Source organism: Pseudomonas sp. NPDC087804, assembly GCF_044742965.1.
GTDB lineage: Bacteria > Pseudomonadota > Gammaproteobacteria > Pseudomonadales > Pseudomonadaceae > Aquipseudomonas > Aquipseudomonas rustica.
In genome coordinates, this window is the sequence record NZ_JBIUVN010000049.1 from 1 (window position 1) to 10,769 (window position 10,769).

General features: G+C 60.3%; 8 protein-coding genes and 1 pseudogene. 4 read left to right on the top strand and 5 right to left on the bottom strand.

The genetic code is table 11. From position 1 onward, the window contains the following. Positions 1-357: 357 nt before the first annotated feature. From ccoM to ACIOMO_RS27420, 3 genes are all read right to left on the bottom strand, one after another. Positions 358-471, bottom strand: coding sequence for a cytochrome c oxidase subunit CcoM (gene ccoM / locus ACIOMO_RS27410; protein WP_041070550.1), 114 nt, complete (start codon positions 469-471; stop codon positions 358-360). A gap of 145 nt (positions 472-616) precedes the next feature. Next, complete coding sequence (locus ACIOMO_RS27415) at positions 617-778, bottom strand: hypothetical protein (protein WP_172680076.1); 162 nt, start codon at positions 776-778, stop codon at positions 617-619. 135 nt (positions 779-913) lie between these two features. Next, positions 914-1,255, bottom strand: coding sequence for an aspartate-semialdehyde dehydrogenase (locus ACIOMO_RS27420; protein WP_159815472.1), 342 nt, complete (start codon positions 1,253-1,255; stop codon positions 914-916). A gap of 253 nt (positions 1,256-1,508) precedes the next feature. On the opposite strand from ACIOMO_RS27420, the gene rapA reads away from it, so the two are divergent. Further along, positions 1,509-4,355: an RNA polymerase-associated protein RapA gene (gene rapA / locus ACIOMO_RS27425; protein ID WP_401244608.1), complete on the top strand. Its 2,847-nt coding sequence runs from the start codon at positions 1,509-1,511 to the stop codon at positions 4,353-4,355. A 207-nt stretch (positions 4,356-4,562) separates the two neighbouring features. Here rapA and ACIOMO_RS27430 read toward each other — a convergent pair whose 3' ends face one another. Further along, the gene (locus ACIOMO_RS27430) at positions 4,563-5,912 is read right to left on the bottom strand and encodes a spinster family MFS transporter (protein WP_401244610.1); all 1,350 of its coding nucleotides are present in this window, start codon (positions 5,910-5,912) and stop codon (positions 4,563-4,565) included. Positions 5,913-6,213: 301 nt separating this feature from the next. On the opposite strand from ACIOMO_RS27430, the gene ACIOMO_RS27435 reads away from it, so the two are divergent. After that, the gene (locus tag ACIOMO_RS27435) at positions 6,214-6,582 is read left to right on the top strand and encodes a YkgJ family cysteine cluster protein (protein WP_053117848.1); all 369 of its coding nucleotides are present in this window, start codon (positions 6,214-6,216) and stop codon (positions 6,580-6,582) included. A gap of 148 nt (positions 6,583-6,730) precedes the next feature. Continuing rightward, positions 6,731-9,013, top strand: coding sequence for a bifunctional diguanylate cyclase/phosphodiesterase (locus tag ACIOMO_RS27440; protein ID WP_053117847.1), 2,283 nt, complete (start codon positions 6,731-6,733; stop codon positions 9,011-9,013). Here ACIOMO_RS27440 and ACIOMO_RS27445 read toward each other — a convergent pair. After that, positions 8,904-9,800 (bottom strand): NAD(P)-dependent oxidoreductase, encoded by an 897-nt coding sequence (locus tag ACIOMO_RS27445; RefSeq protein WP_401244613.1) that lies wholly within the window; start codon positions 9,798-9,800, stop codon positions 8,904-8,906. The two genes, ACIOMO_RS27440 and ACIOMO_RS27445, sit on opposite strands and share 110 nt — an antisense overlap. A 196-nt stretch (positions 9,801-9,996) precedes the next feature. Here ACIOMO_RS27445 and ACIOMO_RS27450 point away from each other — a divergent pair. Further along, positions 9,997-10,769 (top strand): annotated as a pseudogene (locus tag ACIOMO_RS27450) (hypothetical protein); the annotation flags it as partial.

Consider the following 10,769-nt stretch of genomic DNA (forward strand, 5'->3'; position numbering starts at 1 on the left):
GGGGTGGGAGCGCAGCGACCGTTTGGCGCAGCCAAACACAGCGAGAGGAGGTGCAGCGAAGCAAACCGTAGGCGCTGCCCCCCGGATCAATCCCGGAGCGAAGGAACCCCGAGCCCCAGCGAGCGGGCCGAACGTCAGGGCAAAGCCTTTTCGGTTACCTTTTCGGCGTCTGGAAAAGGTGACTCGCCGTAAGGGCGAAACCCTAAGCAGCCGTTACCGCAGCAACGGATATTCACACCCCCCCCCACAGCCTGGTCGGCCCAAAGGCCGCCAAGGCCGCCAAGGCCGCCAAGGCAAAAAAAAAGGGGCAACCGAAGTCGCCCCAAAATGCCTTGCGTGCCCATCAATCCAGAAGAATCACTTCTTACGCTTATGCGCATCCTTCCAGATAAAAAATCCAAACCCTGCAAAAAACAGAACCATCAGCCCTACAGTCAGAACCCCGGCAAACACCACGTTATCGAAAAACATGACTGGCCTCCTGGCCCCTGCTTTGCTGCGATGGGACTAAATTACCAAACACACAGGCGCACAAATTGACCGGGATCAATAACCACAACGAAGGGAGAGAAAGGAGGGGAAATAACTGACCTGCATCAACAGATGCAGGGGGAGATCAACGCTTTTTCGGCTTGTTCTTCGACTTTTTCTTCGGCTTGCCCAACGGCATCGCCTGCTCAAACGCCTGACGCACTTCGTTCAGCCGCTTCTCTTTAATGTCATGCACCCGCTTGGCGCGTTCAGTGCTGAGGTCGATCAGTTTGTCGTCTTGGCTCATGGCGTTCAGAACATCGCTTCAAAGAATCACAACTGCCACATCACCGGCAGGACTGCGCCAATAATGCCGCCTGCCGTCAGCGCTGACCAGCCACCCACCCAAACACGATCAAACCAATCATCGAGCCAGAGCCGCTCAAATCTCGATATCGACCCACAAGCCCTGACGCGGTTGATCTTCAATCAGCGGCACCACCGGCACGGTATTGTCGGCGTTGAGCACCGTACCCGGCACGGCCAGATGTTCATCCGGGTCTTCGTCGGCCTCGCGCCGGCGTCGATCACGCTCCTGCTGACGGCGCTGTTCTTCGCGCGCCAGCAGTCGATCCTCTTCCGGATCACGTTTTTGCAGATCGATCGTACTTTCGTTGGAGCTTTCCTGCACCGGCACCACCGGCGGAATATCCGGCCGCTGGCGGATCGGATCCTGCTGCGAAGTGATCGGCACAGCGCTCAAGGGGAGCATCGGTGGCAACATATAGGGGTTCTCCTGTCAGCAGGCTATCGGCTAAGACAAACACGCCTTGAGCCACCCGTCGCAATTCTGTGACGCACTTGGCACCTGTAGGAGCTGCCGCAGGCTGCGATCTTTCATCGGACAGCGCAGAACTCAAGTGTTTCCAAAGATCAAAAGATCGCAGCCTTCGACAGCTCCTACGCCAGTAATCTTTGGCCCTGAAGCCCTCATTCCGTTAAGATAGCCCGCTTTTTCAAGGTGGGAGTCAGGCAGCATGGCGCAGCAGTATCAACCGGGGCAACGCTGGATCAGTGACAGCGAAGCCGAGCTGGGTTTAGGCACCGTTCTGGCACAGGACGGCCGCTTGTTGACCGTGCTCTACCCGGCCACTGGCGAAACCCGCCAGTACGCGCTACGGAATGCGCCCCTCACCCGCGTGCGATTCTCGCCGGGTGACACCATTACCCACTTCGAAGGCTGGAAGATGACCGTGCAGCAAGTCGACGATGTCGACGGCCTGATGGTTTATCACGGTCTCAACGGGCAGAACGAAGCCGTTACCCTGCCGGAAACCCAGCTGTCGAACTTCATTCAGTTCCGTCTGGCCAGCGACCGTCTGTTCGCCGGGCAGATCGACCCGCTGTCGTGGTTCTCGCTACGTTACAACACCCTCGAACACACCAGCCGCCAGCTGCAATCTTCGCTCTGGGGCTTGGGTGGCGTGCGTGCGCAACCGATCGCGCACCAATTGCACATCGCCCGTGAAGTCGCCGACCGCATCGCGCCGCGCGTTTTGCTGGCGGACGAAGTGGGTCTGGGTAAAACCATTGAAGCCGGTCTGGTGATCCATCGCCAACTGCTCTCGGGTCGCGCCAACCGCGTGCTGATCCTCGTCCCGGAAAACCTCCAGCACCAGTGGCTGGTGGAGATGCGCCGCCGCTTCAACCTGCAGGTCGCGCTGTTCGACGAAGAACGCTTTATCGAAAGCGATGCCACCAACCCGTTCGAAGACACCCAACTGGCGCTGGTCGCGCTGGAATGGCTGGTCGACGATGAGAAGGCGCAGGACGCTCTGTTCGCCGCCGGTTGGGATTTGCTGGTGGTCGACGAAGCGCACCACTTGGTCTGGCACGAAGAAAAGGCCAGCGCCGAATACTCGCTGGTCGAGCAACTCGCCGAAGTCATCCCGGGCGTGCTGCTGCTCACCGCGACTCCGGAACAACTTGGTCAGGACAGCCACTTCGCCCGTCTGCGCCTGCTCGATCCAAACCGTTTCCACGACCTGGCCGCGTTCCGTGCCGAGAGCGACAACTATCGCCCGGTGGCCGAAGCCGTTCAGGAACTGCTCGACAAGGGCCGTCTGTCGGCCAAAGCGCACAAAACCATTCAGGGTTTCCTCGGCAACGAAGGCGAAGCCCTGCTGACCGCGGTCAACGATGGCGACACCGAAGCCAGTGCCCGCCTCGTACGTGAACTGCTTGACCGCCACGGCACCGGCCGCGTGCTGTTCCGAAACACCCGCGCCGCCGTGCAGGGTTTCCCGGAGCGCAAACTGCACCCGTACCCGCTGCCGTGCCCGGACGAATACCTCGAACTGCCGTTGGGCGATCACGCCGAGCTGTACCCGGAAGTCAGCTTCCAGTCGCAGCCGGACGCCAGCGAAGAAGAGCGCTGGTGGAAATTCGACCCGCGCGTCGAATGGCTGATCGATCAGCTGAAAATGCTCAAGCGCACCAAAGTGCTGGTGATCTGCGCCCACGCTGAAACCGCGATGGATCTGGAAGACGCCCTGCGCGTGCGTTCCGGCATCCCGGCCACGGTGTTCCACGAAGGCATGAACATCCTTGAGCGTGACCGCGCCGCCGCGTACTTCGCCGATGAAGAGTTCGGCGCGCAAGTGCTGATCTGCTCGGAAATCGGCAGTGAAGGTCGTAACTTCCAGTTCGCACACCACCTGGTGCTGTTCGATCTGCCGTCGCACCCGGACCTGCTTGAGCAGCGTATCGGTCGTCTCGACCGGATCGGCCAGAAGCACATCATCGAACTGCACGTGCCGTACCTGGAAACCAGCCCGCAAGAGCGCCTGTTCCAGTGGTACCACGAAGCGCTGAACGCGTTCCTCAACACCTGCCCGACCGGCAACGCCTTGCAGCATCAGTTCGGCCCGCGCCTGCTGCCGCTGCTCGAAGAAGCCGACGACAGCGAGTGGCAAGCGCTGATCGACGAAGCGCGCAGCGAACGCGAACGTCTCGAAGCCGAGCTGCACACCGGTCGCGACCGTTTGCTGGAGCTCAACTCCGGCGGCGCTGGCGAAGGTGAAGCACTGGTCGAGGACATCCTTGAGCAAGACGATCAGTTCGCCCTGCCGATCTACATGGAAACCCTGTTCGACGCGTTCGGCATCGACAGCGAAGACCATTCGGAAAACGCCCTGATCCTCAAGCCAAGCGAGAAGATGCTCGACGCCAGCTTCCCGCTGGGCGACGACGAAGGCGTGACCATCACTTACGACCGTAACCAGGCGCTGTCGCGCGAAGACATGCAGTTCATCACCTGGGAACACCCGATGGTGCAGGGCGGCATGGATCTGGTGCTGTCCGGTTCGATGGGCAACACCGCCGTCGCGCTGATCAAAAACAAGGCGCTGAAGCCGGGCACTGTGTTGCTGGAATTGCTCTATGTCAGCGAAGTGGTGGCCCCGCGCGCACTCCAATTGGGCCGTTACCTGCCGCCGGCCGCCCTGCGCTGCCTGCTCGATGCCAATGGCAACGACTTGTCGCCACGCGTCTCGTTTGAAACCCTGAACGATCAGTTGGAAAGCGTGCCACGCGCCAGCGCCAACAAGTTCATCCAGGCCCAGCGCGATCAGCTGACGCCACGGATCAACGCCGGTGAAGACAAGATCACCCCGCGTCACGCCGAGCGCGTGGCCGAGGCCCGTCGCCGTCTGGCGGCCGACACCGACGAAGAACTGGCGCGCCTGACCGCGTTGCAAGCAGTCAACCCGACCGTACGTGACAGCGAACTGGTGGCGTTGCGTGAACAGCGCGAGCAAGGTCTGGCGATGCTGGACAAAGCGGCGTTGCGCCTGGAAGCGATTCGGGTGTTGGTGGCGGGTTAAACCGCCCTGCTCCCCTGCTGAAACAACAAGGCCCGCAGCGATGCGGGCCGATCGTTCCTACGTTCCGCGTGGGAATGCCTCAAGGGACGCTCAGCGTTCCAGCTCTGGAAAGGGACGCAGAGCATCCCGTGCTGCATTCCCACGCAGAGCGTGGGAACGATCATGTATTCCCAAGTAGGAGCTGCCGAAGGCTGCGATCTTTTGATCTTAAGCCGTCGCCACTGCAACCTCTGGTTCAACCACCGCAACCAAACCTTCCTTCATCCGCTGCGCATCGCGCACAAAACACCGCGCCGCGAGAAACAGAAACACCATCGTCAGAAACAGCGCCACCGGAATCAAATACATCGCGTCATGCAGCCCGACTGCCTTGAACGCCTCGGTCATCTGCTCAGCCCCCGCCGCCAGCATCGCCGTGTGCGCAAAGTGATCGGACAACCCACCGACCACCACCGGCCCCAAGCCACCGCCCAGCAGATACAACCCGGCAAAGAACAACGCCATCGCCGTCGCTCGCAGACGCGGTTCGACCACGTCTTGAATCGCTGTGTAAACGCAGGTGTAGAAGTTGTAGGCAAACAGCCAGCCGACACTGAATACCGCGACAAACACACCAATCTCGATGCGCCCGGAATGCAGGGCCCACGCCGTGCACAGGGTCGAAATAATCAGACTGAACGCCGCGAACAACAGCCGCCCATTGGCCACGCGCTGGTGAATCTTGTCCGCAATCCAGCCGCCCAGCGTCAAACCGATCAGCCCGGTCACGCCGACGATCACGCCAGTCGCCACGGCCGCTTCCTGCAGCGGCATGAGGAAATAGCGCTGCAGCATCGGCACCAGAAACGAGTTGCAGGCATAGGTCGCGAAGTTGAAGCACAACCCGGCCATCACCAGCCAGAGAAAGGTCGGCACGGCCAGAATCCGCCGGATCGGCTTGTCGACGCGTTCCTGCGAGACCTGCACGGTTTCCGCCGCGCCGCGCTTTGGCTCTTTAATGAAGAACATGAAAATCGCCAGAATCAGCCCCGGCACCGCCGCAATAAAGAATGGCGCGCGCCAGCTGTCGAACGCCTTGACCATCGCGCCGATGGTGAAGAACGCCAGCAACAAGCCCAGCGGCAGACCGAGCATGAAAATGCCCATCGCCCGCGCCCGACGGTGCGCTGGGAACAGGTCACCGATCAGCGAGTTGGCTGCCGGTGCATAACTGGCCTCACCGATGCCGATGCCCATGCGCACGATCAAAAAGCTCCAGAAGCTGCCGACCAGCCCGTTGACTGCGGTCAGCGCGCTCCACGTCGCCAGGCCCCAGCCCATCAGTTTGCGCCGTGAGCCGGTGTCGGCCATGCGCCCCAACGGCAGGCCGGCAATCGCGTAAACAAGGGTGAAAGCGGTACCGACGATGCCCAGTTGAAAGTCACTGAGGTGCCATTCCATGCGGATTGGCTCGATGATGATCGCCGGAATGGTGCGGTCGAAGAAGTTGAACAGGTTGGCGAGGAACAGCAGGAACAGAATGCGCCAGGCATTCGCCGCTTGGGTCGAGTTCTGCATGGGTCCGTCTCTTTATTGTTATAGGGCTTCACTGCCAACGCATCCGAGCCCGGAACCTGCAATCTAGTCAGCCAGACCAAGGCTGTCTGTGATCATTCGTCTGCCTGATATCGGGCCATGGCACTGTAACGAAACGTAAGCCCTTGATAACGCTTGAATCCCCCGAAAACCGGGGCTTTTGCGGCAAAACCTTGCCACAAAAAAATAGTTTCACGCCCCCCTTCCCAACGCCGTGGCGAAGCCTAGAATAGCCGCCGGATCCGTCCGGATCTCCCGATCAATCCCTTTGATACCCCCGTCCATGTCCGAAGTCAGTCCGTGTCTGAATTGCGGTGCCTGTTGTTCCCATTTCCGTGTGTCTTTTTTCTGGGGTGAGTGCGCTTCCTCCGGCGGCACCGTGCCCGATGAACTGGTCACGCAGATCAGCCCGAGCCGGGTGGCGATGAACGGCACCGACTGCAAATCGCCACGCTGCACGGCGCTGGAAGGCGAAGTCGGTAGCGAAGTGAAGTGCTCGATTTATGAATTGCGCTCCAGCCCCTGCCGCGAGTTCGAATCGTCGTGGGAAAACGGCGAGCAAAACGTCGATTGCGACAAGGCCCGCGCACGTTTTGGCCTGCCGCCGCTGCAACCGGACTGGGCACAAATCCCTTTCGAACAGATTGCCTAAGCCTTTAGCGCCAATCGCTATGACGCTAATGCCGAAATCATTAGCGCCAATGTGCCACTACCGCTTGCTCTGCGAAAACCACCTCTATACTCCAGTCATTCGCCTGCGCTAGCCGCGCAGTAAGGACGACTCAGAGACGGGGCATGCTATGGAGTGGCTTGGTTTGCAGTTTGTTACCGAGCTGCCGGAGAGCGGGCAGGTCATTCTTAATTGCAGCCATAACCCGCTGCTGGTGCTGGTGGCCTATCTGGTCGCGTGCGCCGCCAGTTTTGCCACCCTCGACATGGCCGAACGCGTCGGTCACGCGGAAGACCCGCGCTCACAGCGACTATGGCGCTGGATCGGCGCGACCTGCCTGGCCGGCGGCATCTGGGCCATGCACTTCATCGGCATGCTTGCGTTTCAGGCACCGATCGACATCCAGTACGACCTGCCCATCACCCTGTTTTCCCTGCTGATCGCCCTGCTCGCCTCGTGGCTGGCCATGCACACCCTGAGCGAATCCCAGCCCAGTCTGGTGCTCTACCTGAAAACCGCGCTCGTCATCGGTCTGGGTATTGCCGGCATGCATTACGTCGGCATGGCGGCGATGCAATCGGCCGCCACCGCGTACTACGATCCTGGACTGTTCACCCTGTCAGTGGTGATCGCCATCGGCGCCAGTTTCGCCGCTCTGTGGGTGGCAGGCTATCTGCGCGAAGGCAGCGGTTTACTTCATCAGGCACTCAAATACAGCGCCGCACTGATCCTCGGCGCCGGCATCTTCAGCATGCATTTCACCGGAATGGCCGCACTCAAGCTGATTTTGCCCGAGGCCAGCACGCCGACACTGACCGCCGAAACCAGCCACCTGCAATTGGGCCTGACCGTGGCCCTGATCACCTTGCTGATTCTCGGCAGTGCGATCAGCGCCGCACTCGCCGACAAAAAGCTGCAACACAAGGAACACGACCTGCGCCGGGTCAACGCCCTGCTCAGCCAACTCGACCAGGCACGCATGTCGCTGCAACACGTGGCCAACTACGACGCATTGACCAACCTGATCAACCGCCGTGGCTTCAACCAGATCTTCGCCGAGAAGCTCAATCAGAAAGCCATCGAGGGCGGCATGCTCGCGGTGATGTTTCTCGACATTGATCACTTCAAACGCATCAACGACAGCCTCGGTCATGACGCCGGCGACGCGCTGTTGAAAGTCATCGCTGACCACATCAAAGGCTCGGTGCGCAGCCATGAAGACGTGGTCGCGCGGTTCGGTGGCGACGAGTTCTGCATCCTCATCGGCCTGCATGACCGCGAAGAAGCGCGCAGCATGGCCCAGCGCATCATGCAAAAAATGAAGGAGCCGATTGAGCTGGCCGGGCGGCGCATGGTGATGACCACCAGCATCGGCATCAGTCTGTTTCCGGATGACGGCACCACCTGCGAAGAACTGCTCAAGCACGCCGATCTGGCGCTGTATCAATCCAAGGGTGCCGGGCGCAACGGCCTGCACTTTTTCAATTCCAACCTGAAAAACCGCGCGACGATGGAGTTGCAACTCGAAGAAGAACTGCGTCATGCCCTGCGCGAAGAAAACGGCTTGATGCTGTATTACCAGCCGATCTTCGAACTGAAAACCGGCAAGGTCACCAAGCTCGAAGCGTTGATCCGCTGGCAGCATCCGGTCAACGGCCTGCTGACGCCGGATCGCTTCATCAGCATCGCCGAAAACAATGGCCTGATCGCCGAACTGGACAATTGGGTGCTACGCCGCGCCTGCAAGGATTTGGGCGAACTGTCGCGCCACGGCTGCGACGAACTGAAAATCGCCTGGAACTGCTCGCCGCTGAACCTTGGCCGCGAAGAACTGGCTGACGAAATCGAAAACGCCTTACGCACCGCCGGTGTCGCGCCGGAACGGCTGGAGCTGGAAGTCACCGAAAATGCGCTGATGGGCAATATCGCCAACACCCTGGTGCTGCTGCGGCAGATCCGCGCCCTCGGCGTGTCGCTGTCGATCGATGACTTCGGCACCGGTTATTCGTCGCTGGCCTACCTCAAGCGTCTGCCGCTGAATACGCTGAAAATCGACCGCTCGTTCATCATCGACATTCCCAATGCCACGGCGGACATGGAGATCGTCCAGGCGATCATCGTCATGGCGCACACCCTGCATTTGCAGGTGGTCACCGAAGGCGTCGAAACCCTGGAGCAGTACGAATTTCTCGAACGCTCGGGCTGCGATTTCATTCAGGGCTACCTGCTCAGCCGCCCGGTGCCGCTCGACGAATTACGCCCGGTGCTGGAAGAAATCAATCAGCGCAAACAGTCCCATGCGGTCAATCCGTTGATTCTGGCGCGCGGTACATTTGCACCAGCGTTGCTGGATCCTTCGCCAAAAAGCCCTGCGCCCCATGCAGGCGCATCAATTGTGCGGCCAATCCGCTGATCGGCGTGGCCGAGCCCTGTTCGCGGGAAAACTTCACCGCGGTGTCGAGATCCTTGAGCAGCGTGCGCACGTGCCATTTGATCGGCTCGAAACGGCTTTCGGCCATTTGCGGGGCGAGGATCTGCAACGGTTTCGAATCGGCAAAACCGCCGGCCAATGCCTCGGCAATCAGGCTGGCATCGACCCCGGCTTTTTCCGCCAGCGCCACCACTTCAGCAATTACCAATGCATTACAAGCGACGATCATTTGATTGCAGGCCTTGGTCACCTGACCGGCGCCCACGCCGCCCATGTGCGTGACGCGCTGACCGAGGTTTAGTAGCACCGGGCGCACTCGCTGAAGATCCGCCGCTTCACCACCGACCATAATTGCCAGACTGCCGGCCTCGGCACCGACCACGCCACCAGACACCGGTGAGTCCAGCCAGGACATGCCGGTTTTCTGCGCCAATTCAGCGGCCATCTCGCGCGTCGCGGTCGGTTCCAGGCTGGAAAAATCCACCAGCAACTGACCGCTCTTGCCACCCTCAGCGACACCGCCCGCGCCGAACACCACCTCGCGCACCACCTCCGTATCAGCCAGGCACAGCATCACCACGTCGGCGTGTGCGCACAGTTCAGCAGGACTCGCCACTTGCCGGGCGCCGGCATCAACCAGTGGCGCGCATTTGTCCGGGTTGCGGTTCCACACGCTCAGCGGATAACCGGCGGCCAGCAAGCGGCGGCACATCGGCAAGCCCATCAGACCGATTCCGGCGAACCCCAACGAAGGTAGCGTTGACATCATTTAGCCTCCTTTTGATTAAAGATCGCCGAATAATGGCCGATTCATCAGCGATCAGGAAAGGATTCCCCCGAGCGACCGTCAGGCCAAGTCCCTGACGCCCGGGCCAAATTCGCGCAAACAAGACGCGAGCTCTTATTCCGTGAGGTTCGCTGACATTGGTCTGCGAACCAACCCAGTACCAGGTAAATGGCGCCCAATGACTTCTAAAAACAATACCGCCACCGCGGTCTCCGATCTGAATCCGAGCCCCGCCGCCAACAGCCCGTCATCGCCCAAACCGCTGGTTCCCTCGCGCCCGTTGTCGACCCAGCAATACCTGTACTTCACCGAAACCAATACCGACCGCATCCTCGACAACCTCGACGGCCTGCGCGACATGGTGTTCCCGCGCCCGCCGCACCTGGAAGGCGATAACGAACAGCACAACGATCAGGAATTTCCGTCGGTGTGCCTGATCGGCCTCGGTCGCTGCGGCTCCAACATCGCTCTCGACGTGGCGGAGCTGGTGTACAACGCCCGCAAGTTTTACCTCAACGAATTCAACAACGAAGATCGCCCGTCGAATGACCGACGCGCCGCCGACAAGGGCTACAGCCCGGCGCAGTGGATCAAAAACAACCTGCGCATCGGCAACAGCAAAGCGAGCAAACCGGTGTTTCTGGTCGAGCCGCTGGTGATGCTCGGCGACCTCGACAAGGACATCGCCGGGCGCATTCGTTTCTCGCGCAAGGGCGAAAAAAGCGGTTTCCTGCGCGACTACAGCAAAATGAAGATCATGGACTTGTCCGAAGTCCACGCCGGTGGCGCCGGTAACGCGCCGATCCTCGGCCAGTATCTGGCGAAGATCATCCTTAACAAGGACACCCAGCGTTTCTCCAGCCCTGACTGGAAAATGATCCACTCGTACCTGATCGACAGCTGCGGCATCAAGGCCAACCAGTCGCGCCTGTATTTCACGATCTTCAGTGC